Annotated in this window: 26 protein-coding genes; 11 read left to right on the top strand and 15 right to left on the bottom strand. The window is 50.8% G+C overall.

Going from position 1 to position 25,249, the window contains the following annotated elements:
* Window positions 1–264: 264 nt before the first annotated feature.
* The 5 genes from KNP84_RS03925 to KNP84_RS03945 form a co-directional block, all read right to left on the bottom strand.
* Complete coding sequence (locus tag KNP84_RS03925; RefSeq protein ID WP_215114323.1) at window positions 265–1,575, bottom strand: arabinan endo-1,5-alpha-L-arabinosidase; 1,311 nt, start codon at window positions 1,573–1,575, stop codon at window positions 265–267.
* Window positions 1,576–1,591: 16 nt separating this feature from the next.
* On the bottom strand, window positions 1,592–2,992 hold the full coding sequence (locus tag KNP84_RS03930; RefSeq protein WP_215114324.1) for an arabinan endo-1,5-alpha-L-arabinosidase: 1,401 nt from the start codon (window positions 2,990–2,992) through the stop codon (window positions 1,592–1,594).
* Between the two features lie 68 nt (window positions 2,993–3,060).
* A complete protein-coding gene (locus KNP84_RS03935; protein ID WP_031200025.1) occupies window positions 3,061–3,903 on the bottom strand; it encodes a carbohydrate ABC transporter permease in 843 nt (280 codons plus the stop codon).
* A gap of 72 nt (window positions 3,904–3,975) precedes the next feature.
* The gene (locus tag KNP84_RS03940) at window positions 3,976–4,872 is read right to left on the bottom strand and encodes a carbohydrate ABC transporter permease (protein WP_021066211.1); all 897 of its coding nucleotides are present in this window, start codon (window positions 4,870–4,872) and stop codon (window positions 3,976–3,978) included.
* Window positions 4,873–4,940: 68 nt separating this feature from the next.
* A complete protein-coding gene (locus KNP84_RS03945) occupies window positions 4,941–6,290 on the bottom strand; it encodes an ABC transporter substrate-binding protein (protein ID WP_021066210.1) in 1,350 nt (449 codons plus the stop codon).
* A 367-nt stretch (window positions 6,291–6,657) separates the two neighbouring features.
* Between KNP84_RS03945 and KNP84_RS03950 the strand changes: the two genes are divergently transcribed.
* A complete protein-coding gene (locus KNP84_RS03950) occupies window positions 6,658–7,782 on the top strand; it encodes a GntR family transcriptional regulator (protein ID WP_021066209.1) in 1,125 nt (374 codons plus the stop codon).
* A gap of 27 nt (window positions 7,783–7,809) precedes the next feature.
* Window positions 7,810–8,430, top strand: a complete 621-nt coding sequence (locus tag KNP84_RS03955; protein ID WP_215114325.1) for a YesL family protein — start codon at window positions 7,810–7,812, stop codon at window positions 8,428–8,430.
* A 49-nt stretch (window positions 8,431–8,479) separates the two neighbouring features.
* Here KNP84_RS03955 and KNP84_RS03960 read toward each other — a convergent pair whose 3' ends face one another.
* Window positions 8,480–9,076, bottom strand: coding sequence for an FMN-binding negative transcriptional regulator (locus KNP84_RS03960; RefSeq protein ID WP_215114326.1), 597 nt, complete (start codon window positions 9,074–9,076; stop codon window positions 8,480–8,482).
* 107 nt (window positions 9,077–9,183) lie between these two features.
* Here KNP84_RS03960 and KNP84_RS03965 point away from each other — a divergent pair, with 107 nt between their 5' ends.
* A complete protein-coding gene (locus tag KNP84_RS03965) occupies window positions 9,184–9,870 on the top strand; it encodes a haloacid dehalogenase type II (protein ID WP_215114327.1) in 687 nt (228 codons plus the stop codon).
* On the opposite strand, the gene paiA is transcribed toward KNP84_RS03965, so the two are convergent.
* Both paiA and KNP84_RS03975 read right to left on the bottom strand, forming a co-directional pair.
* On the bottom strand, window positions 9,845–10,366 hold the full coding sequence (gene paiA / locus KNP84_RS03970; protein WP_214802428.1) for a spermidine/spermine N(1)-acetyltransferase: 522 nt from the start codon (window positions 10,364–10,366) through the stop codon (window positions 9,845–9,847). The two genes, KNP84_RS03965 and paiA, sit on opposite strands and share 26 nt — an antisense overlap.
* Before the next feature lie 8 nt (window positions 10,367–10,374).
* Window positions 10,375–10,827 (bottom strand): MarR family winged helix-turn-helix transcriptional regulator, encoded by a 453-nt coding sequence (locus KNP84_RS03975; RefSeq protein WP_214714399.1) that lies wholly within the window; start codon window positions 10,825–10,827, stop codon window positions 10,375–10,377.
* A gap of 142 nt (window positions 10,828–10,969) precedes the next feature.
* Here KNP84_RS03975 and KNP84_RS03980 point away from each other — a divergent pair, with 142 nt between their 5' ends.
* Together KNP84_RS03980 and KNP84_RS03985 are read left to right on the top strand one after the other, a co-directional pair.
* The gene (locus KNP84_RS03980; RefSeq protein ID WP_214802158.1) at window positions 10,970–11,326 is read left to right on the top strand and encodes a DUF2200 domain-containing protein; all 357 of its coding nucleotides are present in this window, start codon (window positions 10,970–10,972) and stop codon (window positions 11,324–11,326) included.
* Window positions 11,326–11,748, top strand: coding sequence for a DUF1801 domain-containing protein (locus tag KNP84_RS03985; protein WP_058764716.1), 423 nt, complete (start codon window positions 11,326–11,328; stop codon window positions 11,746–11,748). The genes KNP84_RS03980 and KNP84_RS03985 overlap by 1 nt, the downstream gene beginning before the upstream one ends.
* Window positions 11,749–12,014: 266 nt before the next feature.
* Here KNP84_RS03985 and KNP84_RS03990 read toward each other — a convergent pair whose 3' ends face one another.
* From KNP84_RS03990 to KNP84_RS04005, 4 genes are all read right to left on the bottom strand, one after another.
* Entirely contained in the window at window positions 12,015–12,677 is a 663-nt protein-coding gene (locus tag KNP84_RS03990) for an ABC transporter ATP-binding protein (RefSeq protein WP_058764720.1), read from the bottom strand.
* On the bottom strand, window positions 12,674–13,831 hold the full coding sequence (locus KNP84_RS03995) for an ABC transporter permease family protein (protein ID WP_251131117.1): 1,158 nt from the start codon (window positions 13,829–13,831) through the stop codon (window positions 12,674–12,676). Before KNP84_RS03995 ends, KNP84_RS03990 begins: the two co-directional genes overlap by 4 nt.
* Before the next feature lie 744 nt (window positions 13,832–14,575).
* Window positions 14,576–14,905: a hypothetical protein gene (locus KNP84_RS04000; protein WP_021066197.1), complete on the bottom strand. Its 330-nt coding sequence runs from the start codon at window positions 14,903–14,905 to the stop codon at window positions 14,576–14,578.
* Between the two features lie 322 nt (window positions 14,906–15,227).
* Window positions 15,228–16,937: a methyl-accepting chemotaxis protein gene (locus tag KNP84_RS04005; RefSeq protein WP_215114328.1), complete on the bottom strand. Its 1,710-nt coding sequence runs from the start codon at window positions 16,935–16,937 to the stop codon at window positions 15,228–15,230.
* Between the two features lie 206 nt (window positions 16,938–17,143).
* Between KNP84_RS04005 and KNP84_RS04010 the strand changes: the two genes are divergently transcribed.
* Window positions 17,144–17,791, top strand: a complete 648-nt coding sequence (locus KNP84_RS04010; RefSeq protein ID WP_021066195.1) for a TVP38/TMEM64 family protein — start codon at window positions 17,144–17,146, stop codon at window positions 17,789–17,791.
* A gap of 113 nt (window positions 17,792–17,904) precedes the next feature.
* Window positions 17,905–19,431: a methyl-accepting chemotaxis protein gene (locus KNP84_RS04015; RefSeq protein ID WP_215114329.1), complete on the top strand. Its 1,527-nt coding sequence runs from the start codon at window positions 17,905–17,907 to the stop codon at window positions 19,429–19,431.
* Between the two features lie 366 nt (window positions 19,432–19,797).
* On the opposite strand, the gene KNP84_RS04020 is transcribed toward KNP84_RS04015, so the two are convergent.
* Window positions 19,798–20,658, bottom strand: a complete 861-nt coding sequence (locus KNP84_RS04020; protein WP_215114330.1) for an SDR family oxidoreductase — start codon at window positions 20,656–20,658, stop codon at window positions 19,798–19,800.
* 147 nt (window positions 20,659–20,805) lie between these two features.
* Between KNP84_RS04020 and KNP84_RS04025 the strand changes: the two genes are divergently transcribed.
* Window positions 20,806–21,240: an Rrf2 family transcriptional regulator gene (locus tag KNP84_RS04025; protein WP_029594735.1), complete on the top strand. Its 435-nt coding sequence runs from the start codon at window positions 20,806–20,808 to the stop codon at window positions 21,238–21,240.
* 22 nt (window positions 21,241–21,262) lie between these two features.
* Here the strand turns inward: KNP84_RS04025 and KNP84_RS04030 are convergent, their stop codons facing one another.
* Both KNP84_RS04030 and KNP84_RS04035 read right to left on the bottom strand, forming a co-directional pair.
* Window positions 21,263–22,099, bottom strand: coding sequence for a Cof-type HAD-IIB family hydrolase (locus KNP84_RS04030; protein WP_207391688.1), 837 nt, complete (start codon window positions 22,097–22,099; stop codon window positions 21,263–21,265).
* Window positions 22,100–22,246: 147 nt separating this feature from the next.
* On the bottom strand, window positions 22,247–23,128 hold the full coding sequence (locus KNP84_RS04035; RefSeq protein ID WP_029594733.1) for an AraC family transcriptional regulator: 882 nt from the start codon (window positions 23,126–23,128) through the stop codon (window positions 22,247–22,249).
* 156 nt (window positions 23,129–23,284) lie between these two features.
* Here KNP84_RS04035 and KNP84_RS04040 point away from each other — a divergent pair, with 156 nt between their 5' ends.
* The 3 genes from KNP84_RS04040 (at window position 23,285) to KNP84_RS04050 (ending at window position 25,238) form a co-directional block, all read left to right on the top strand.
* The gene (locus KNP84_RS04040; RefSeq protein WP_021066188.1) at window positions 23,285–23,530 is read left to right on the top strand and encodes a hypothetical protein; all 246 of its coding nucleotides are present in this window, start codon (window positions 23,285–23,287) and stop codon (window positions 23,528–23,530) included.
* Window positions 23,531–23,543: 13 nt separating this feature from the next.
* Window positions 23,544–24,524 (top strand): aldo/keto reductase, encoded by a 981-nt coding sequence (locus KNP84_RS04045; protein ID WP_214835692.1) that lies wholly within the window; start codon window positions 23,544–23,546, stop codon window positions 24,522–24,524.
* Between the two features lie 90 nt (window positions 24,525–24,614).
* Entirely contained in the window at window positions 24,615–25,238 is a 624-nt protein-coding gene (locus tag KNP84_RS04050) for a DedA family protein (RefSeq protein ID WP_021066186.1), read from the top strand.
* Window positions 25,239–25,249 lie beyond the last annotated feature (11 nt).

Consider the following 25,249-nt stretch of genomic DNA (forward strand, 5'->3'; position numbering starts at 1 on the left):
GAATGCGCTTACATATAGGATGAAAAAAATAAAGTGTGTGGGCACTCCTGTCTTTTTCATCCGTACAACTATTCAAATACCGTGCCTGATTCGTACAGAAAACAAAAAGATACAATTAAGTTGTACGTATAACTTACACCTTGATTGTATCAACTATTTTAAATTAATCAACTGTTTTCAGTATTTTATTCGAACATTTTTGCGTTAGTTCTGAAAAAACTGTGACACGCATCTTTAAGAGAATGCGATAAGTTGTACGGATATTTATAGTTGTTTGCCAATAAAGACTCGCCCTTGGTCAGACAGTCCCGCGAACACGAGCGTCTCTCGCCAATTCTCCCAGTCCCAACCCGGTAACACATGCCAAGTGATCCCTTCAGGACCGTAGAGTTTGATGGTCGTATCCGTCAGCTTCTCATAACGCCCTCGTTCGCCCTCCTCTGTCACGAACGTCCCGTCAGCTAGAAGTTCAATCTTACTCGAAGGCAGGACGCCATGTTTCGTCCGGTCCATGTAGATCCACTCCCACTCCCCGACGAGCTCTTCCATCTCGATGGGCCGTTCCTCTTCCCCGGCATATCGTTGCGGAGACACGAGCGGCCAGCCCGATTCCGTCCAGATGATTTTCCGGATATGCAGTTCGTGCCAGTGCGGGTCTTGCTCACCTCTGACGTGATGGACGAGATAATCCTTGTCGCCGTCCTGCAAGACGGAGTTATGACCAGGACCAACCCAACCTTCCCCAGCCCCGAACCGATAGCCCCCTAGAATCTTCATGCCGACTTGTTGCGGGTCGATCTCGAGGTCGGTCATGACGTTCCCATCAAAATCGACGTACGGTCCGGTGATCGAAGTCGAGCGGGCCACACGGATGTGATAGTCCTTGAACAAGGAGTCGTACGAGACGAACAAGTAATAATGGCGATCCGCCTCCCGATAGACGATATACGGTCCCTCGATTGCCCCTTCAACGCTTTGGTGACGTTTCGCAATCAACGTCTCCTCACTCCCCGGGCGTTTCTTTCCCGTTTCCGGATCGACCGGGAACACATACAGCCCCCCGAAGAAGCTGCCGTAGACGAGCCACGGTTCTCCTTGCGCATCGAATGTGATATTCGGATCGATCGCATTCGGCCCCGATGTCCCCGCCTCGCTCTTCACGACGAGCCCGTGATCCTGCCAAGGTCCGTCTATCGTTTCCGCACTGGCGACACCGATATACGACTGCGTCTGTCCAAATTGTGAAGCCGCGTAGTACATGACATAGCGACCACCCATGAACACGACTTCCGGCGCCCAAAGCCCTGGCGCCCCCGTCCATTCCACAGCCTCGTGCGGAAGTTCTTCAAGCGCCAAGCCAACGTATTCCCAATGGATCAAGTCAAGTGAGCGACGCACTTGAATCCCGCCGTTGATGTGATGTCCGTGGGCGGCGTCCGTCGAGAACACGTAATACCAATCCCCGACTTTTATTGACGCCGGATCGTGGGCGTTGTGTGTGCCCCACATCGTTTCGTCTGTCAATCGTTCTAACACATAACGTTCTTCTCGTTTCGGACCGTTCAGCTTTTGCATGTTTCCGTTTCTCCTTTTATCGTTTTTTGCCCCATACGGCGGTGCCGTCCTCGCTCAGACCTGTGAAGATGATCGTCGGTTGCCAATTCTCCCAATCCCAAGCCGCTCCGACTTGCGTCTCATACGTCTCTTGCCCGACTTCGACCTCGAGGACCGAGCCGTTCAATCGCCAAGACCCGTCCCCGTTTTCGAGCTTCCCGCCTCGTTTCAACGTCAACGTGCTCGAGGCTTGCTGCCCATCGTCGAATCGCGGGAACGTGATGACGTCCCAGTCCCCGACCAGATGGACGTCGTCGACCTCGACGTCTCCTTCGCCTGCATAGCGCTCGGGCGAGACGACCGGCCAACCATCTTTCGTCCAATACACTTTTCGGACGTGCAACTGTGACCAATAGATGTCTTCACTCGGTCGCGCCTGATGCAACACGAACGTGTCAGTCCCGTCTTGTAAGAATGCCGAGTGTCCGGTCCCGACGTATCCGTCATCTCCTTCGAAACGATACGGACCCACGATTTTCACGCCCGTATCAAATGACTCATCCGATTCGTCCCGTAAGTCGCGACCACGCGAGTCGACGTACGGTCCCGCGATTGACTTCGAGCGACCGATCCGGACGTTGTATGTATCTTCTAACCAACCATACGACACCATCAAGTAGTAATAGCCTGTCTCATCGTTGTATAAGATTTCCGGTCCTTCGATGCCCATCGACATGTCTTTCCGTTTGGCGAGCAGCGTTCCTTCTGACGATTCGTCCACTCGCTTCCCGGTGCCTGGGTCAATCTCCGTCAAAAAGATTCCCCCAAAGTACGACCCATACGTCATCCACCATTTGCCTGACGCATCTTGCGTCACATGAGGGTCAATCGCGTTGGCGACACCCCCGTCCCCGTCTTTCGACGTCACGACGGCACCCTCGTCTTCCCAAGGCCCTTCGATCGTTGACGCGGTCGCTAGTCCGATGTACGACGTGCGGCTACCGACCCCTGATACGGAATAGTACAAGTGGAACCGATCTCCAATCTTTGTGATTGCCGGGGCCCAGAACGTATTCCCACCGGCCCAAGCGAACGCCTCTTCAGACACTTGATCGAACACACGGCCGACGAACTCCCAGTGAATGAGATCGGTCGATTTACGAATTTGAATGCCGGGCGTCGGAGGACTACCCACCATGTAATCCGTCGAGAAAACGTAGTACGTGTCACCATCTTTAAAGATTGCCCCGTCATGCGTGAAGTTCGTCGTCCACTCGCTCTCTTTGTTGAGCACGTCTGGCGTCACATCTTCCACTTTTTGATCAAACGGCGCTTTCGGGAGCGGCAACTCATCGATTGACGCACTCGTCGTCTGCCAGAAGAAAACACCTCCGACCGCGACGATGAGCAACGCCATCCAGACCATCATTTTTTTCATGTCAATCTCCTTTCTCCATCAAAAAGGCACCCGCCTAAAAAAGACGGGTGCCTTTGTCCTGTCACACCTCAGCCCTTCACACCAGAAATCGCAATCGACTCGATGATCTGTTTTTGGAAGATCATGAAGACGATTAACATCGGGAGTAACGCCACGACGGACGCGGCCATGATTAACGGATAATCACTTTGAATTGCATACGATGCGTTAAAGTTCGCGATGACAAGTTGAAGCGTCTGTTTCTCCGGCGAGTTCAAATACAGAATCGGTCCGAGATAGTCGTTCCAGATTGCCATGAACCAAAGAATCAATTGCGCGGCCACGGCCGGCTTGATCAATGGAAAGATAATCTTATAGAAGATTTGGAAGTACGAGCAGCCATCAATCTTGGCCGCTTCGATAATCGAGTTCGGGATGCTGTTCAAAAATTGGCGCAAGAAGAAAATCATGAAAATATTCCCGAACAGTCCAGGCACGATCAACGGTAACAGCGTATCCACCCAGCCGATGCTCGAGAACATCATGAACTGGGGAATCATGAGCACCGGGTACGGGATCATGACAGAAGCGAACAAGAGCAGGAAGATTTTATTCTTGCCTCTGAAGTTCAACTTCGCGAAGGCGAACGCCGCCAAGCTCGACGTGAACGTTCCGACGATTGTGACGGATAACGCGACGATCAAACTGTTCGATATCCCCGACAACAGCGGGCCCATGCTCCAAATTTCTGTGTACTTGCTAAACGAAATATCGGTCGGGATCCATACCGGCGGGAGTGCGAACACATCCTCTTTTGATTTTAGCGACGTCGATACCATCCAGAGCAGCGGCGCGATCATAACGACCGCTCCGATGGACAGGAAGATAAAGATGAAGAAATCTGTGATCCGGTCCTTCTTCTTCACCGACATCGTTTCCACGTTCTCTTTTTTCCGTGAGAGAGCTAATTGCATGGTCATTCTCCTTTCCTATACGCGAATCGCTCAATCAAGATCGAACGATGATTTTTCATTCATCCGGAATTGGAGCAACGTGACGATGAAAATGAAGAGCCCGAGGACGAGCGCCATCGCCGAAGCGTAACCGAGTTGGAAGTTCCCGAACGATTTTTGCCAAATGTAGAAGACCGCAGAGGCAGACGAGTACTCCGGACCCCCGGTTGGTGTCATGACGTTGATTTCTGTGAAGATTTGCGCACCACCGATGATGTTCGTCACGATGATGAAGAACGTGACCGGTTTGACCATCGGGAGCGTGATGTGCCAAAAGCTTTGCCACGCGTTGGCTCCATCGAGTTTCGCTGCCTCATAAAATGATTTCGGGACACTTTGGAGCGCCGCCAAGTAAAGGAGCATCGTGTAGCCAAGCCCTTTCCAAATCGCCATGAGGATGAGCGCAGGTTTAACGGTATCGGTGTTTTGAAGCCAGTTCGGCCCGTCAATCCCGATCAAAGCCAGGAATTGGTTCACCAATCCGTAGTCCCCGTTATACGCCCATTGCCACAAAATCGAGACGGCGGCAATCGACGAGATGACGGGAATGTAGTAAATCACGCGGAACGTGTCTGTCCCAAAAATCTTTCGATTCAACGCGAGGGCGAGCAGCAGCGCGAGGACGATGCCGATCGGAATCCCAATCATCATAAAGAGCGTGTTGTACATCGACTTATAAAAGTATTCATCTTGGAACAAGTTAACGAAGTTCTCAAACCCGATAAATTTCATTTGACCGAGACCGTTCCAATTCGTGAAGGCGCCGTAAACGGAATACATCAACGGTACGAACGCGAAGAGAAAGAACCCAATGACCGGTGCCGCAACGAACAGGTAAGCGTACCGCTGTTCAGTTCGATATAACTTGGAAATCGATTTTGTTTTCATTGTTCTTCCATCCTTTCAACGTCAGAGACGCGGGTGGCGAACTTCGCCACCCCGTTTCGACTCTCTGATCAGTTCGCCTGTTTCTCTTGTTCGATCGCCGCATCGAGCAACTTCTGCATCTTCGGCTGCGCCGTCTTCACATAGTCTTCGACCGATGTTTTACCATCGAGGACAGGCTGGATGTTTTTGAAGAACTCGTCGTACCATTCTGCCGTGTATGTTTTCTCAGCCGGGAAGCCGCGGCCATAATCGTTGATCAAATCAAGGAACTCTTGTTTGTTTTCTGGTTTGATCGACGTATCAGCCGCCCAATTGTCTGCGATTTCCATACTGTTCGGCAATTGGACTTGCGCGTCTACGAGCGCTTGTTGCCCTTCTTGGTCGGCAGACAAGTACATGGCCAACTCTGCCGCTTCCTCTTTATGTTTCGTCGTCGAACCGACGCCAATCCCGAGCGACCCAACCCATCCCGACGCTTTACCGGTAGAACCAGCTGGCCATGGGAGTAAGTCGTATTCGAATTTCAACTGTTCTTTAAATGCCGCCATATCCCACGGTCCGACCGGGAAGAAGGCGAGCTGACCTTTCAACCAACGTTGGTACGTGTCGAGCGTCTGTGTTTCGCCGATTGACGGTGTGATTCCGTGTTTCAACTGTTGATCGACAAAGAATTGCAACGCTTCGATGAACTTCGGATCATCGATTGTCACTTTCGTACCATCTTCATTGATCCAGTCTGCTCCATTACTCCAAACGAACGGTTGAAGGGCCCAGTTCACGTTGAAGCCAGTGCCGTACTGATCCATCTTCCCGTCACCGTTCGTGTCTTTCGTCAACTGTTTGGCCACGTCTACGAATTCATCCCATGTATATGGTTTGTCTTTATCCGGAAGCGGGATGCCCGCATCTTCGAACATCGTCTTGTTGTAGCCGAGTGCGAACGGACCTAAGTCTTTCGGTAGTCCGTAAATCGCGCCTTCTCCGAGCGTCTTCCCATCGAAACGATATTTGTCGACACCCTTCTCCCAAATGTCGTCCAACTTGACGTCTTCTGAAGTTTCAACCGCTTCAGTGATATCGAGTAGCACGCCCGAGTTTACATAGGCCTTCACTTGGGCAGGATTATAGAAGAAGACGTCCGGGATTTTGCGACCTGCGATGGCCGATTTGAGTTTCGTGTCGTACTGATCCGGCGCCGTCTGGACCATCGTCACCTTCACATCTTTATTGGCTTCTTCAAAACGTTTCACCGTCGCTTGATAGGCTTTTAACTCTTCTGGATTTCCACGGAACATAAATGTCAGTTCAACTTTTCCATCCGCGCCTGCCTCGTCTCCCGAACAGCCGGCGAGCGCAAAAGAAGTTGTCATCAGTGCTGACATCGTCAACGCAAACATTTTTTTCGATTTACGATTCATTGTGAATTCCTCCATCAATTTATATTCATGTGCAAAGCATGATAAAGATGTACGTACATGTTGAGTTAAATAAAAAAGCAAACTGTATAATGAAGCCCACACAACACTATACATTTACTAGCCAATAAACCGATATAATTGGTAATGAAAGCGTTTTCTGTACAATTCGAGTCTATTACACACGTTCGGACATGTCAATTCGATTTTTATGTATTTTTATATTTCATCCGTACATATTCATAGAAAATTCAGATGCTTTTTTTGCTTATTCATAGTAAACGGTACATTTGTTTGTTAATATGGAAGTAAGATCATATCTTGTACGTATGAGTTGTTCGACGTACATGAGAGAAAGCAGGGACGCCAGATGGCACAACGCACAAAGTACAATATGGTCAAAGATCATATTCTTGAATGGATAAAAGATGGAACGGTAAGACCCGGCGAAAAAATTCCTTCTGAAAATGAATTGGTCCAATCATTTGGAGTGAGCCGTCATACGATTCGACAAGCTGTAGGAGAACTCGTAAACGAAGGTTATCTTTACCGTGAACAAGGCTCGGGCACGTATTGTTCCCCGGTCCTCCCGACCTCGACTCCCCAGACGATCGAACGTTTAGGAAATGGTAAAAACATCGGGGTCATCACGACTTACATGTCTGACTATATCTTCCCGTCTATCATCCGGGGGATTGAATCCCACTTGGCTTCAAAAGGATATACGCTAACCTTATCTTGTACGGATAACAACGTCGAGAAAGAACGGCAGTGCCTCGAGATGATGTTAGATCGTCAAATTGATGGGTTGATCGTCGAGCCGACGAAGAGCAGTAGCTACAATCCGAACATCAAATATTATTTAGAACTCGAACAACAGCATACGCCGTATTTGATGATTAACCAATACTATTCGCAGTTGACGCCTCCTTATTTGATTATGGATGACGAGAAAGGTGGATTCTTGGCTGCCGAACATCTCATCAAACTTGGCCATGAGCGCATCATGGGACTCTTCAAAACAGATGACCTTCAAGGGGTCCATCGGATGCGCGGCTTTATACGCGCGTTCCGAGAATACAATCTCCCCCTAGAGCCAGAATTAATTATAACGTATACGACAGAAGAACTTGTGCCTTCTTTTTATGACGTGATTCATCAAGTGTTCGAGAACGCGGACGAACGGCCGAGTGCAATCGTCTGTTATAACGACCAACTCGCCCTTAACGTGTTGGACCAGTTGAGAAATCTACGCCTCTCTGTCCCGCAAGACGTCTCACTCGTCGGATATGACGACTCGGTGCTTGCCGTCGCGACAGAGGTGAAACTGACTTCAATCATCCACCCGAAGCAAGAATTGGGTCGTGCCGCAGCCGAGTGGATTATCGCGGCTGTCGAGAAAAAGGACACGCCACCGTCACATACGTATGAACCTGAATTGATCGTCCGCAACTCGACTGCACCCTATAATCGTCTCGAATCTAAATTAGGCTGATTCTCTGCTAACTTCTTGGAGGTCCTCATGAATTTAAAACATGAACACAACAAGCTATTCCAAGCGCTCGAATTTGTCACCAGCCTGGTGCAACTGAACGTGGTCTTCTTACTGACCATTCTGCCTGTCATCACGTTGTTCCCGGCCTTGTACGCTTTACATGCCGTCACACGGCAATGGTCGGTCAACCAAGATTACAGCGTGTTCCGCGCCTACTTCCGCTTCTTTAATGAAGGAGTGCGCCGTCATTATAAGCTAGGTGTAGCCTGGACCTTGTTTGTATTCGTCTTGTTGATCGACTTTTTGCTCATTCGTCAAATCGATACCGGGCAAACGATTCTCTTCACAGGTCTGTTCGTGATTGGATTTGTCTTCACCTCCCTATCGTTATTCCTGTTTCCGATTTTGACGCACTACGAGATGAAGACGATGGATGCCTTGAAGTTGGCGTTATTCAGCATCATGCGATATGGCTATATTGTCGTGCTCGCGCTCTTGTTATTCACAGCGCTTGGTATGCTCGCGTATCGCTCTCCGCTCTATTTGTTGTTCGGCTTTTCGTTCATCGTGTTTTTAATGACGAAACTGTACCTCCACCAGTTAGACCGCGCCATCATGAGCCGCCACGTCGACATCAAGTCTTCATGAAACAAACCCTTCCTCCATCTGCGATTAGGTCACGCAGACGAGGGAAGGGTTATTTTTTATATGCTCGCATCACATCTGCCATCGGACACCCTGCCTGTTCGAGTTCCGAGACGATACGTGTATAATCCATTTCGTTTCGATTCTGACTCAGCTTGAACGCCGCCTGCATGTCCGAAATATCGATGCGGAACCCGACGACGCCATATTTCTGCCGCTGCACCGGCTCGGACAGTTCCTCCCAGACGACGGCGTGCTCCCGGTCCCCTTCATGGTCTTGAAGCAGTCCGGCCAAGTCTTCATCGAGTTGGTCCGCATTGAAAATGGTGGCCTGTCCGTATGCATGGACGGCCTGATAGTTCCACGTCGATACGTCCTCATGCCCGTACCACGACGCCGACACATAGGCGTCCGGGCCTTGGACGATCAAGAGGACGGTCTGGTCTTCAATCGTTTGCCACTGTGGATTGTTTTTGGCGATGTGTGTCGTGAACCAGACGCGGCCCTCTTCCTCATGGAAACGGAGCGGCACGTGCGTCGCGATCGGCTTCTGTCCGTCATGCGTGACGACGGTGCCGAACGGATGGGCCTTCAGAAAGGCGTAGACTTCTTTCGGGTCATTCACAGCGTAAAGTTTTGGGACGTACATCAAATTCCTCCTGTCTTGTTCGTTGTTCAACTGACTGGACCCTTCCGTATAATTCACGCCAACTAGGGTAAAGAGTAGATGACACGATTTTACTGAGGAGGGATTTCATGAAACCAACTGTTAAAGCATTCGTGTTCGATGTATATGGGACCTTGTTCGACGTCCATTCCGTCAAGACGGCGTGTGACGAACAGTTCCCCGGAAAAGGGGACCAAATCAGCCAGGCATGGCGGACGAAACAGCTCGACTACTTCTTTACCCGCCACATCATGGGGCGCTACGAGGACTTCTCCGTCGTCACGCGCGACGCGCTTCGGTATGCATTGTCAGCGGCCGAAGTGACGTGGACGATCGAGACGGAGGACGCATTGATTGCCACTTACGCCGACCTGTCACCATATGAAGAGGTTGAAGACGTCTTACACCAGTTGCATCATAAACAGACCATCGTTCTCTCGAACGGGACGGACGCGATGCTCACGGAACTCATCCAAAACGCCGGGTTCACCGACCTGTTCGACGAACTCGTCAGCATCGACGGCGTCAAACAAGCGAAGCCGTCACCGGCCGCCTACATGCACTGGTTCAAGAACAGCGGGTTGAAGCGGGACGAGGTGCTGTTTATGTCCTCGAACGGTTGGGACATTGCCGGTGCGAAGAACTTCGGATTCCATACCGCTTGGATCAACCGCGACAGCAAACCGGTCGATATGCCCGACCTGGCTCCTGACGCCGTCTACGAGGACTTGTCAGGCATACTGGAATGGGTCACGGACGAAGCGGCTTGGCCATAATCAAATCGACTTGAGCGTCGTCACCCATATAAAACGTATGCGCCCCGGTCTGGACGAAGCCGTGCTTTCGGTAAAAGGCGAGTGCCTTATGGTTATGTTCCCACACACCGAGCCAGATTTCACGTTTGTTCAGTTCGCCTGCGCATGTGATGGCCTGGTCGTACAACGCCTTGCCGACGCCACTACCTTGGAACTTCCGTCGCACATAAATCCGTTCGAGTTCGAACGCCTCTTCGCCCATGGCCTCGGTCTGGGCGTTGTTGGCGTTCACTTTTAGATAACCGGCGACTTCCCCGTCAAGTATGGCGAAGAAGAACTGTGAGTCCGGATTCGAAAGCTCTTTTTTAAGTTGCGCTACGTTGTACGCCCGCTCGAGATACGCGGCCAAATGCGCCGGGTCATTCTCCGCTTCGAACGTTTCCGTGAACGTCTCGATGCTGATGGTGCGAAGTGCGTCAACGTCTTCGATTGTACAAGCTTTGATGGTGATCATGATTGTTCCCCCTAGTAGTCTCGTTTCTTCCCTTTTTTCACGGCATCCCAGTCCCCTTCGATATTGTGGCGGACCCGCTTCAACAGCCGAAGCAGCTGCTCGGCTTCCTGGTCGCTCAGCCCGGCGAGCGCGACGTTAGTCGAATGCTCATGCTCGCGGATGATGACCGGATACAGCGCCTTGCCCCGTTCAGTCGGGACGAGCCGTTTGATTTTCTTGTTGTGCGGGTCGTCCTGCTTCGTGATCAACCCGTTCGTTTCCAACTTTTGAACCGCCCGCGCCGCCGTCGTCCGATCGACTTTAATCAATTCGGCGAGCTTCTCTTGAATGATGCCCGGCTCCTCACAAATCCGGACCAAATACAAATATTGCCCTTTCGTCAGCTCGAGCTCCTTGAACTCGATATTGCTGATCGAGTCGAGGGAACGGGCAATCATCCCGATTTCACGCAACTGGTCTCTCATACAATCCTCCTGATTGTTGTATTTACAATACGTTACGTTCAGTATAATCCATTTAGTTGCATTTGCAACAAAAAGTATTTTGGATATGGGCTTTGATTATGTGAGAAAATGAAGGTATCATTCCACGAAACGAGGGGATTTCATGGCACACCGTATTTACACGACGAGCTTCGCGAGCGTATATCCGCTTTACGTCGCGAAAGCCGAACGGAAAGGCCGGACGAAAGACGAAGTCGATACGATTATTCGCTGGTTGACCGGTTATGACGAGTCTGGGCTCGAGCGCCAACTCGCTGCCGAGGTCGATTTTGACACGTTCTTTGCCACGGCACCCAAGATGAACGAAGACCGCGCCTTGATTAAAGGCGTCGTCTGCGGCGTCCGCGTCGAGAATGTCGAGGAGCCGCTCATGCGCGAAATCCGTTACTTGGACAAACTCGTCGACGAACTGGCCAAAGGCAAGGCGATGGCGAAGATTTTACGAGGAGGCGACGTCTGATGGACTATACGACACTCGTCGACGACAAGCGGCTCGACGCTTTCATCCGTTTAATTGACGTCATCGATGCGAACTTACCGGCCGGGTTCGAGAAGACGACCGACGGGAACGGCATCCATTATGTCGTCCCGCTATCGACGTATCCGTCCGGGTATCACGTCACGCCGGGCACCCCGCTCCCGTTCTTGAGCGTCATCGCCCAGAAGAACCATGTCGCCGTGTATCATATGGGCGTCTATAGCGACCCGGAACTGCTCCGCTGGTTCGAGGAGTCATACGCCGCCCAAGTGCCGACGAAATTGAACATGGGCAAGAGCTGTATCCGCTTCGGCAACGTCAAACATATCCCGTACGAGTTGATTGGCGAGCTCGTCTCGAAGATGACGCCGGAGCAATGGATTACGGCTTACGAATCACGCTAAAAAAGGCAGGTCGAATTGTTTCGACCTGCCTTTTTAGCGTGTTTTTCCCCTTTTACACAATCGTGACGATGCTGATTGAGGACTGTCTCAGACCTCAATGCCCAGGCTTTTATTGTGGTCTTGCTAGGTATACCGCCACAATAAGGAGAGTAACCCCTAGTACGATGAAAAGTTTATATATCACGTTTTGTTTTCTACGAACAACACCAATCACGGTAAAGAAGATACCGAGTAGGAATGACAAGACCATTGCAAAGAATCCCATTTTATTCGCTCCTTTTAAGCTTAATGATTCGCTCGTGACGATTGGCCACATCTAAATCATGCGTCACGGTAATCACCGTCGTATTGAACTCTTTATTCATCTCAAACAATAAATCGATGATTCTTTCTTTATTCTCAGGGTCCAATGACGCGGTAGGCTCATCGGATAGAATGATTTGGGGATTCATAATGACAGCCCTCGCGAAAACAGCTCTAGATCGTTGCCCGCCCGAACACTCCAGCGGCTTTTTCTTCAAAATAGACTCGATGCCAATTTTATTAACAATCCGTTTGAAATGTTCTTGGGCGCTCGGATCTTTTTCGATGTTGGCATACATGAGGGGTAACTTAATATTGTCCTCGATCGTCAACGAATCAATGAGTGCCGACTCCTGCAGAACAAATCCAATTTTTTGATTGCGCCATTCTGCTAGTTTGTTCCGTGACAGCTCCTGAACCGATGAATCAAATAGCTCATAACTCCCTTGATATCGCGTATCCAGTAATCCGATGATATTGAGCAAAGATGTTTTCCCCACTCCAGATTCCCCTATAATCGAGAGCTTCTCCCCCGGTTGAACCTCCAACTCAAAATCATGTAAGATCGAAAACCCTTTTTTATCAAATGATTTTTTCTGGATTTCTAACTTGATGATACTACTCATTTCAAAACCCCCACCGAGATTGGAATACCTTTGATTTTTTTTAACGTAAGTTCTACAATCATCAACCCAATGATCACGTCAATCAACAGAACACCTAGGAAAGCGATCCAATCCATACTGATTAAGCCAAACAGTCCATACGTAGCAAAAATCGAATCTTTTCTCATCCAAAAGCCGTATCGGTTGAAGGCGGTAATTGCAAATAAGATAACGAGGTTGATTGAGAACAAAATCGCAAAGTAACTATAAAAAATGGTTCTCAGTTTGGAATAACTTAATCCAACTAATAAATTGACTGTAAAATCCTTGATCATGAGTCGAACACTGATCAGCGTATTCCAGGTCGCCAGACAAATAATGACGACGAGTAACACTAACGTAATCGCACTAATCATTTTTAATGAGCTTATATAATAATCTTCAAAGTACTCAAAGTTTTCTTGCTGATTAAAAAAGTTAAAGTCTAACCCTAACTCATTTTGAATCTGTTCAGTAAGCTTCGTCGCTTCTTCTTTCGTCGAACCAAGAAGCACGATGTCCATCAAACCATTCAAATGGAGGTCAAGCCCTGCACTTTGAATAAATTGTTCATTGACGGGTACGAAAATTGAAAAATTGTAGTAATTCTTTGAATTGGGCGCATAAAAATTAGAGCGGTGCGTATTTTTCTCCAAGATTCCTTGAACTTTCAAATCGACTACCTGTTGGGTAACCGGATCAGCAATCTCGATTTTTGATCCTACAGGATACGTCGAGGCCAGACCCCCACCTATCAGGACCGGAATTTCATCTTTTTGAAATTGATAATCGAAGCTCAAATGATCACCTTGCGCCAATTTGAACTGATTAAGTTGGTAAGCCTCATCATTGATGTAATTGAACGACACTTCCATATCATGTTCATTCTCTAACGAGGTCGTAAAACCATCAGCTTGTAGGGCGTATGTATAATTGTTATTTAAATCCTCATAAATCTTGCGTGTATCCTCGATTTCAATTCGAGCGAAATCAGCTTCACTGTCCGGGTCCAGATTGGCGATATAATTCCCTTCTTGGTTAAACGTTTCAATTTCTTGATAACCTTGTACAGTCGAAATAATCGAACGCGTGGCACTAAACGAGAGATAATTCGCTAGAAAAAGTAATAGGATCATTCCAAAAACAAGGATCCACCTTTTCAAAAATATTTTAGTTATAAAAAAGTGTAAAATTCTCATTCTCTATTCACCTGACCTACACTAATTAATATGTATACGATAAACAGCAAAACGAGGTAGAGATTGCTGGTTATATTCAAATCCAAGTAGAAGTTCAATGAAAGTGATAGTAAAAAGGTGAACAGCAAGATCGCCAGGCTATTCAACATATATCGAATCATAATCTTTTGCTTTGTGTCACCGACGAGGATGCGACAGGATATCTCTACTTTTCTCCGATTTAAAAATTGATAATGAAAAATCATCATAATAAAAGTGAGAACAATACTGATTACAAATTGATAGTCGATAATGCTTTCAATGAACGACATTAAAATAAATGAGCCCTCTAAATCTGTGACTTTTACATAAAGTAATATTAAATTTGAAACGAAACAGAAGAAGTAAATGGCAAAAGCTTCAAACACATCATTAAATCTAAATAAAGAATATTTCATGACCTACTCCTTACAGACGGCATTTATAAATTTATGGTAACACGTATAATTAAATGCCAACTACCTAGCTAAAAAAAACTGTGAGTTCTAACTGATCATCAAGAAAAACAAGCTGATCTTCCAGTTAAAATAGAAATAAATCACATCGCATCGGTATAAGATCAGGCCCTGTAGGAACATACCTCTCGGGCCTGATTCACGTCCCCTACGTGCTTAGTAATTAAAAAATTCAAACGACAAAGTCTTATTTTAGTGCGCCACGGGCCCAGCCGAATTTTGTCGTGTACTTATCTCCCCATCTTAAATCATCCCAAACAGACCCTGTCACTTTGCTGCTGTAGGCGACTTTGCTCAACAAAGTTCTCCCATCACGTGTGTATTTAAACGAAGTCCATTTGTATGCTGAGTTACTGTAATTCCAAGCAGCACCGTTGTACTTAATCTGGAAAGACTCTTCTGTAGAGGCTCCACTAGAGGCAGTACCGAAAGTTGCTGCCGAGGCAGACCCTGCACCTAATAAAAGCGCACCGACTACTAAAGCTGAGCTAGTAAACCGTTTTGTCTTCTTGTTCATAACACATTCCTTCTTTCCTGTTAGTATTTTGAAGTGAGAAAGGTTAGTACAATTTAAAACCTAACATACCATCCATTAAATTCAATCGATAAATAACATATTATTACAATTTGATTCTTTTTACATAAAAAGTATGTTCCTCCTCATTACGAATTAACTATCATCAATCGATCTATACACGACCTCTCGCCTGATAGATTAATTTGAATCGTGTCCAGGGTCCTTAGATTGCTCTGTTTCTTAAAAACGAAGTTCGAAACGAAGTGTGGTAATAGAACAGAATTCACAAAAACAGGCAGGTCGATGGCGACCTGCCTGTTCGTTACACGTTAAATCGTTTTGTCATTTGGCGCATCTCGTCTGCCATGTTCGACAACTCTTGGGCCGATGCCGTAATCTCTTCCATCGACGCCATCTGTTCTTCCGTCGCCGCCGACGTATTCTCGGTATCGGTCGCCGTCGTCTCCGTGATGCCTTGAATCTCGTTCACTGATCTCAAAATCTCGGTCGCACCGGCCGCCATCTCTTGGACAGAACCTGACACTTCCTCGACTTTTTGACCGACTTCTTCGATGGCCCGCTTGATGTCCTCGAATGCGACGCCCGCCTGTTGGACGTTCGTGACGCTATGGCCCATCTCGCTCTCGACGACATGCATCGTCTGGACGGCTTGTTTCGTCTCCGTCTGCGTATCTCCAATCAAACCAGAGATTCGCTTCGTCGCGATCGCCGACTCTTCAGCAAGTTTCCGGACTTCTGAGGCAACGACGGCGAATCCGCGTCCTTGGTCGCCAGCCCGGGCCGCTTCGATGGCCGCGTTTAAGGCGAGCAAGTTTGTCTGTTCGGCGATACCGGAGATCGTACCGGTGATGCTGCCGATTTCTTGGGAGCGGACGTCGAGTTGGCCGATGACCGTCTGCAACGCCTTCACTTTCTCGTTCATCGCCTCAAGCTGGGACTCGAGCGTCTCAATCAACTCGTTGCCGGTCCCGACTTTTTGAAGTGCCCCGTCTGACAGTTCGGTCATGTGTTGGGCGCTATTTGAGACGTGATGAATCCCATTCGTCAGTTCGGTGAGCGTACTGTTCGATTCCTTCACACGCGTCAATTGACGGACCGAACCGGATGCAATCTCTTCCATCGTGACGGCGACCATCTCGGTCGCTTTTGTCGTCTCTTCGACGTTCGATTTCAAATCGTCCGATGACGTCGCGACGCGACCGGCTGTCGCCGTGACGTTGCCGATCAAGTCGCGAAGACTATCTTTCATCTCGTTAAATGAGTTGGCGAGCGAACCAATCTCGTCACGCGACGTGTACGTGCTGTCGACCGTCAAATCACCGGCTCCGGCACGGCTCATGAGTCCATTCAACTCACGGACCGGACGGACGATGAGGCGCGTGATGTAGACGCCGAGCCCGATTGAGATGAGTGCCCCGATGGCGACAAGCGCCCAGAACAACGTGACCGATTCCGTCCGCTCGTTCTGCATCGTCGTGCTTGCCGTCTCGGCTTCTTGATTGATGCCGTCCATGACGACCGTTGCCGTCTCGACCAAGTCTTGACGGACCGGTCGCAAGTCACTCATATAGACGCGATAGGCCGCCGTGTTCTCATTCCGAAGCACCGGCTGAAGCACGAGCTCGGTCCCTTCGAGATAGGCTGCAATCTCGGCATTCAAGTCTTCGACTCGACCTTGCATCTCGGCATCTGTTGAGGCGAACGTCTCGTTGAACAGTTCGAGGTTCGTCCCGATGCTGTCACGCCGTTCCTCGATACTTGCCTCTAGTTCTTCATTTCGAGACGCATCCGTCGTCAGCATCAATTCGAGCAAATACCCGTCCAAGGCACGGTTATCCGTCCGGATTTGACCGAGGGCGCGAATCGGCAATAACCGATCTTCATAAATCGATTCTCCCGCATCGGCCATGCGTCCCATGAAGACGTGGCTGAGTGCTGCGACGAGAACGAGTGTCGCGATGAATACGCTGATCAGTACTGTCAGTTTTTTAGACATCTTCAAATTTTTCACGATGATCCCTCCCTACCTGATTTATCGTAGGAAAGAGCTTCAAAATGAAGTCCCTCGGCACATGCGTTGACCTATGTTTCCATTTTTAGCCACCCTATTGAGCACAATCGCACATTGCCGACCCATTTGTAAGCTGGCTCACCTTCATTTGGAGACGGAATGCGATACGATAAACAAAAGGAACTGATGGAAAGGAGGCGTAATCTGTGCCCCGCTGGCTCAAACTTAGTCTCATGCTCATTGTGTTCGGGAGTATCTTCTACATCACTCATTTCCACTATGAACTCCGTCCATCCGATATCCGTGACATCGTCCTGTCGTTCGGCTGGTGGGGTCCTGTCGTCTTTTTCCTTATCTATGCGATTGGCCCAATCATCTTCTTGCCGACTTCGGTACTGTCACTCGGGGCCGGTCTCGCCTTCGGGGTGTGGCCGGGTGTCCTCTACATCCTGTTCGGGGCGACGGCGGCGGCCGTGACCGGTTACGTCATGGCCCGACTGTTCGGCAGGTCCGTGCTCAAGGTCGAGAGCTATCCATGGTCGGAGAAGCTGTTCACGCAGATGGAGCAACGTGGCTTCCTATACGTGTTCGTCTTGCGGCTCATCCCGCTCGTCAGCTTCGATTTGCTCAGTTACGCGGGCGGGATTGCTAAGGTCCGGTTCCGGTCGTTTATCCTCGCGACCGTCCTCGGAATGATTCCAGGGACGCTCGCCTACAGTTTTCTCGGGGCGAGTCTCGCCTCGGGAAGCATCACTTTGGTCGTCATCGCCGCCCTCGTCTTCGTCACGTTGATTGGTGTCACTTACTATTTCCGGGAACCCGTCAAACGGTGGCTCGGACTCACGTCAGACTAGAGAAGCGCATCCGCTTCTCTTTTTTTTGCTTCGGCGTGTAAAAACGATAAACATTCGTGCCAATCGGACGATACTCTAGTAGCTATATTGACCCATCACCAGGAGGAATCTATATGAGTTCTACGAAACGCAATCAATTGATGCTCGTCACCACGTTCGTCATCGTCTTGACGTCTGTTATCGTCCATCTGCTCCACCGCTTCACGGATTTTGCCTATACGTACACCGTGCTCCGAAACGGTGCCGTCGGCTACGCATATCCCATCGCGACATGGGTCCTGTTTGCAGTCCCAATCGTACTATTGATCGCCATGGTCGTCAGCCAGCGCGTAAAACCACATCTTTTCCCGTACTTGATGATGCTGACGCTCACGTTCGCGAGCATCTCGACCGTCGCCGGTGGGCAAGGGCTCGTCGAATATCATTTCTCGATTTTCGTCGTCTTGGCGATTTTGTCGTTCATGCGCCGCATCGATTTGATCGTCTACAGTACGGTCATCTTCGCCGTGCAACATCTCGCTGGATATTTCTTGGTTCCTGAAATCATTTGCGGGACGGCCGATTATCCGTTCAGCCTGTTGCTCGTCCATGCGATCTATCTCATCCTACTGAGCGCCGTGCTTATCGCGCAGATTCACTTCCGTAACCTCGAGTCGTCGCGTGTCAAAGTACAGGAAGATGAGACGCACCGTCTGTTACAGCAAGCCGTCACCGACGCCAGTCAACTCGTCATGACATTGAAGACACATGCGACCGAACTCGAGACGGCAGCCAACCAGTCGCTCCAGTCCGGGGAACAAATCGCCGTCACCGTCGATCCGATCGTCGCCCACGCGACCGAGCAAGAGACGTCGATGAACCACGGGGCCGAGGAAATTCAATCGATTCGCTCCCTCACGGCGCTCATCCAAGAACGGATGGCCCAAACAGCTGCCGCTTCGTCACGGATTGCGGCCGACGCCATCGCCGGGGACGGCGACATGCGACGGATGGAGGCGAAAGTCGAAGAAATCATTAGCGAATCGGAACGACTCGAACGCGTTGTCACGACGATGTCGAACCGATCGACCGAAATTCAAGCCATCCTGCAGCACGTCGAGACAATCAGCGACCAGACGAACATGCTGGCTTTGAACGCCTCGATTGAAGCCGCACGGGCCGGTGATGCCGGTCGTGGTTTCGCCGTCGTCGCTTCTGAGGTCGGCAAGCTCGCCGTCCAGTCCCGAGATTATGCAGCCGAGATGACCCGCGTTCTCGGTGGACTGATGGACGATACGATTGTCGTCCGCGATTCGGCACAGTTATTCAAACGCGCGACCGAGAACTGTCAAACCGTCTCGGCCGACGTGACGGCCGTCTTCCATCGTTTGACTGAAGATGTCTCCGAAATCGACGGTCAAATCAGTTCGATTCAAGAGACACGTCAACGCGTGACGTCTCAGATGGAGACGCTCGAGACGCGCCTTGCGACGACAAAACGAGCGGCGAGCGAACTGCAGCAACAGATTCAGCACGTCGCCGCCGCGACCGAAGAACAAGTCGCCATCCAAAAAGAGTTGAGCCACATGTCGGATCGCCTCGCCTCGACCGCGAGCACGTTAGAAGATGTGACCGGTCAGCTCGAAGCCCGAGCGAACTAAAAAACAGACCGCGAATGTGGATTCGCGGTCTGTTTTTATGAATGGCTGAAGAATGAAATTTTTGCAGTCGACCGAATGACGAGTACCGATACGAGCATAAGGATGGCCGCGATTCTAAATCCCATATCCCCGATGACATTGAATTCATATCTCAACCCGAAAAGTATTGCTAATCCGAGGACAACGGCCATTAGAAACATCATGTTTTTTATGTGATCGATCCTTCCTATGTACATCTATGATTATCCATTTATTGTTAGTATACCGGATGGGGATGACGTGTGCACAAATATGTGAAGACAAATCACTAATATTCATCAAAAAACGTCACGTTCTCAATTATCGAAAACGTGACGTCACTATCGTTTATAACGTTGATACGAGCTTTTGAAGCGCCTCTTTGAGCGGCGTCACCGGACGACCGAGCACCAACTCGAAATCGTTCGACTCGACCTCGAGCGAGCCATTGCGGATGCTGTCTTGAATGCCGACGACGATCGGAATCGCTCCTTCCGGCACCCCGGCGCCGCGCATGACGCCAGCGTAAGCGTCGTTACTCACTTCTTGAAGGGTCACTTCACGCCCGAGCACTTCACTGAGCGCCTCGACGAGTTCGGCTTGCGTATGGAGCGGACCTGACAATTCGAAGATGTCTTGTTCGAAATCGTCCGCCATCAGGACGTTCGCAATCGCTTCAGCGTAATCTTCTTGTAGCGCCCAACCGACCTTCCCGTCACGGGCCGCCGTTACCCAAGGTGCGCCGGCGAGCACACCTTGAATACTGCCAAGTTCGTTTTCTAAGTACCAGTTGTTGCGCAAGAACGCGTGCGGGATCCCCGTCCGCTCGATTGCGCCTTCCGTCTCGACATGTGGCGGTGCCATCAAGTTTTGGCTCTCTGTCGCGTCGGCGAGACTCGTATAGGCGATAAACGATACGCCTGCGCGCTCGGCCGCCTCGACGGCGTTCGCATGTTGACGGATGCGTGTGTCGTTGTCCCCGTCCGCCGAGATAATGAGCAGCCGTTCGACACCTTTGAACGCTTCATCGAGTGTCTCTGGCTGGTCGAAGTCGCCGTGTCGCACATCGACGCCTTTCGCTTTCAGTGCTTCTGCTTTTTCAGGGTTGCGGACACTGACCGCGAGTTCACCTGCGGGTACCGACTTGAGCAACACATCGACAATTTTCGAACCGAGTTTTCCGGTTGCACCTGTGACTAAGTATTTCATAAATCATTTCCTCCTTTTAACCTGTAATTAAATCAGTTACATGTAATCATCATAGTTACAGCTTCTTCGTTTGTCAATTGTTTGTTCCCTGTTATACTAAGGATGTAACCAATTCGCTTACATGGTTGTGCAGAAAGGTGGTGGCCTATGTCCATCAGTAGCCGTTTCGCGGTCGGCATTCATATCTTGACGTTGATCGAGGTCAATCAGGACGGCGTCACCTCGTCTGACTTTTTGGCCGGCAGCGTCAACACGAACCCGGCTTTGATCCGAAAAATCATGGCCATGTTGAAGAAGGCCGACTTGATTGAAGTGAAGCCTGGCGTCGCCGGAGCCAAACTGACGAAAGACTTGAACGAGATCTCGCTCTATGACGTTTATCGCGCCGTCAGTGTCGTCGAGGAGAACGAGTTGTTCAGTATCCATGACAACCCGAACCCGGCGTGCCCCGTCGGCCAACATATCCAATCCACAATCGAACCGATTTTCATCCACGCCCAATCAGCGATGGAGTCCGTATTGAAGCACGTGACCCTCGCCGATGTCGTGAACGACGTCGCCACGAAAAGCCAAGCAACCTGAAGAGAGGTTGCTTGGCTTTTTTTCAGATGAGTCGATACTTTTTGAAGCTGTTAGAAAGCCCGTCCTGATCACACGCATCCGTCACGTCGTCGGCGACACGCTTGACCTCGGGTTTGGCGTTGCCCATGGCGACACCGACCTTGACGTATTCAAGCATCTCGATGTCATTCAACCCGTCCCCGTAGGCGAACGTCTGCGCTCGCTCGAGACCTAGATGTTCGAGCAGCGTCGCAATCGCCGTCGCTTTGTTTACGCCCGGGATGGACAGCTCCCCGCTGTTGGCCCCGAATACGGCGACCGTGCTCGGGATGACGGTGAAGCGGGATGCGAACTCTTGTTGGATGACGTCGAGCGGCACGGATGAGCCGAGGAACGAGATTTTGTTCACGTCGGGACGGACGAGGTCGACCCCTTCCATCATTGCGTCATGGAACGGTTTCAAGCCGCGCTCGATTGTCGCACTCGCCTCCGGATTGTTCGCCATCAACTCGTCAATCATCGTCGCCACCCGTGCCTTGGCGTTGCCGCCGGCGAACAGGCCGTCGTTCGACTCAAGATAGAAATCGATGCCGTGTTCCGTGAAGAAGGAGATGAGGTGGCTCAAATCATCGACGGAGACTTGTTGATGGTACAACACTTCTTCCTCGAGTTCGATGTAGCCGCCGGCTGCCCCGATGATGCCGTCAAAGCCGACGTCGAGAATGTCCGAAAACAGCTCCGCCTTCGAGCGCCCGGTCGACAAGAAGACGAGATGGCCGTTCTGTCGCGCCTGGCGGACGGCCTCTTTGGCCGATTCCGGGATGTTGCCGTGGTCATCGACGAGCGTGCCGTCGACGTCTAGAAAGATGATATGTCGCATAATATCCTCCTTTTTTTGTCCTGAACACAAGAAAAACCTAAACCAGACGCAACACGTGCGCCCAGTTTAGGTTTTGCCTGGCAATCCAGTAACAATCCTGATGTATGTCGTTTTCCCCTCAAGCATACCGCTCGCGCATTTCGTTTGTCAAAGCTGTCGTTGTTGCCGCACGTCGGCCCGTGGCGACAGCCCGAACAACCGGGCATACTCGCGGCTGAACTGTGATTGACTCTCGTAGCCGACCTGGAACGCCGCCTCGCCAACGTCCGTCGCCTGCATGAGCAACAGCCGTCTCGCCTCTTGGAGCCGTAACTGTTTTTGGAATTGGAGCGGGCTCATCGCCGTCACTTCCTTGAAATGACGGTGGAGCGTCGAGACGCTCATATTGGCGATGCGGGCCAACTCTTCACTCCGAATCGTCTCGTTGAAGTTCGCGATGATGTGGTCGATGACCCGTTTGATCCGGAACGCCTGACTCCCCTCGAACGCCAACTGCCGCAGCATCTCCCCGTTCGACCCTTGCGCCACCCAATACAGGAGCTCGCGCTTATAGAGCGGCGCGAGTGCCACATGATCCGGTGTGTCGACGAGACGAGCGAGACGGAGCGCGACATCGAACAACGCCTCGTCGGCATCGGCGATATACATGCCTCGTTTCGGTTCACGCGGCTCGGTCAGCTCGACGTGCCCGACGGCATCGATCAAGTCGTCAATCGTCAACTCGAGTTTCAACGCCACGTATGGGACGTCTGCGCTCGCTTTCGTCACTTGTCCCGTCACAGGCAAGTCGACCGAAGCGACGAGGTAATGCCCGCCCTCGTAGACGAGCCGTTCGTCACCGAACAACATCTCTTTCCCCCCCTGCAGGATTAGGCAAAATGACGGTTCATTGACGCGTGTGATCGGTTCGGTCACCATCGATTCATGAATGAACGTCATCGCCGGGACGATCGTCGGATGCACCCCGTCCCCCGGTATATGTCGTGTGATGACGTCAATCAGTTGCAGTCGTGTCTCGATGTCGTTCACCCTCCCTCTGGATTCTCCCCTTCAGTATACGGCAGATCGTTTTCTTGGACGAGCCCTGTCCAACCTGTTGAGAGGATTAGGCAAAAACACGACATGAACGCGCTAACGCCCGCCCCACATCTCGCGTCATACTGGTGGCAAAGGAGGGGAATCGACATGGAAAAGACGTATCACGTGACGGTCGAACGTGGCTTCGCGACATTGCTCACCCGTTGTGCGCATTTCGCACTTGCCCATAACGTGGTGATTCGGCTCGATTCATTCCGACTTGAACCGACGCCAGAGGCACTTGTCGAGGCGCTAGCGCTTCCGATCGGCACCCATACCGAATTACGATTGACCGTCAACGACGACAGCACCGTGGATGAGTTCGAACGGTTCCTCTCCACGTATCAACTTTGAAGGAGGCATTTTCATGGAATACGTAAAACTTGGCAATACGGGACTCGATGTCTCAAGGCTCTGTCTCGGCTGTATGGGCTTTGGCGACGCGAACCGATGGATTCATGACTGGGTACTCGATGAGGCGGCGACCCGTCCGATCATCAAACAAGCACTCGACCTCGGTATCAACTTCTTTGACACGGCAAACATCTACTCGAAAGGCACGAGCGAGGAATACGTCGGACGTGCGCTTCGGGATTATGCGAACCGGGACGAGATCGTTCTCGCAACAAAAGTTCACGGTCGAATGCACGACGGTCCGAACGGTGGCGGCTTGTCGCGGAAGGCGATTCTGTCGGAAATCGATCATAGTTTGAAACGGCTCGGCACCGATTACGTCGACCTGTATATCATCCACCGCTGGGACTATGACACACCGATCGAAGAGACGATGGAGGCGCTCCATGACGTCGTCAAATCCGGGAAGGCCCGCTATATCGGTGCATCGGCAATGTACGCCTGGCAGTTCCAAAAAGCGCTCCACGTGGCGGAACGAAACAACTGGACCCGGTTCGTGTCGATGCAAAACCATTTGAACTTGATTTACCGTGAAGAAGAGCGTGAAATGCTGCCGCTCTGCCGGGAAGAGAAAATTGGGGTCACACCGTACAGTCCGCTCGCCTCGGGGCGCCTGACACGCGACGTGTCGACCGTGACCCACCGCTCTGAGACGGACGTGATTCAACGTTCGAAGTATGACGCGACGATGGACGCCGACCGGCTCATCATCGAGCGGGTCGCCGCAATCGCTGAGACGCGGGGAATTACCCGGACACAAGTCGCCCTCGCCTGGCTCTTGCAACAAGACACGGTCACCTCGCCAATCGTCGGTGCCACGAAGCAGCGTCATTTGGACGAGGCGGTCGGTGCGTTGGCCGTCACGTTGACAAAAGAAGAGATGGCTTCGCTCGAAGAACCGTACATCCCACACGCGGTCGTCGGTGCGATTTGAGTCAAAATTCAACCTCAAGTCGTATGGGCGTGCTCCTTGCCGTCGGGTAAAGTAGACAGAGATGTCACAATACGCAAGGAGAACCGATTCATGGAACAATGGATTCAACAAATGATTGAGCAGTTCGGCTATTGGGGCGTGCTCTTCCTCATCTTTATCGAGAACGTCTTCCCACCTATCCCGTCCGAGCTCATTTTAATATTCGGCGGCTTCTTCACGACAACGACCACGCTTACACCCGTCTGGATGATTCTCGCCGCGACGGTCGGTGCGGTCATCGGAGCCATCGTTTTGTATAGCGTCGGATTATTTTTCGACAAGGAGCGTCTCGAGTCATGGGTCGCGCGTTACGGCAAACGTCTCTATTTGAAAGTGGATGACGTCCGCATGGCCGATCGCTGGTTCGACCGCTTTGGACCGAAACTCGTCTTTTTCGGTCGATTCGTCCCCGTCGTCCGTAGCCTCATCTCGATTCCGGCCGGCATGTCGAACATGCCGTTCGTCAAATTTTTGATGCTGACGACACTCGGGACGCTCATTTGGAACACGGTGCTCATCTTTGTCGGCGTGTACGTCGGGGAGAATTGGCAAGTGTGGCTCGGCCATATCGAGACGTATTCGCATGTCATGTATGGCGTCCTCGCCGTCATCCTTCTCGGACTAGGCGCTTTCATCGTCCGGGTCATCTGGTCACGTCGCTCTGAACAGCGTTAAGTTTGCACACT

Source organism: Exiguobacterium sp. s70, from assembly GCF_018618315.1.
In the GTDB taxonomy this organism is placed as follows: Bacteria; Bacillota; Bacilli; order Exiguobacteriales; family Exiguobacteriaceae; genus Exiguobacterium; species Exiguobacterium chiriqhucha.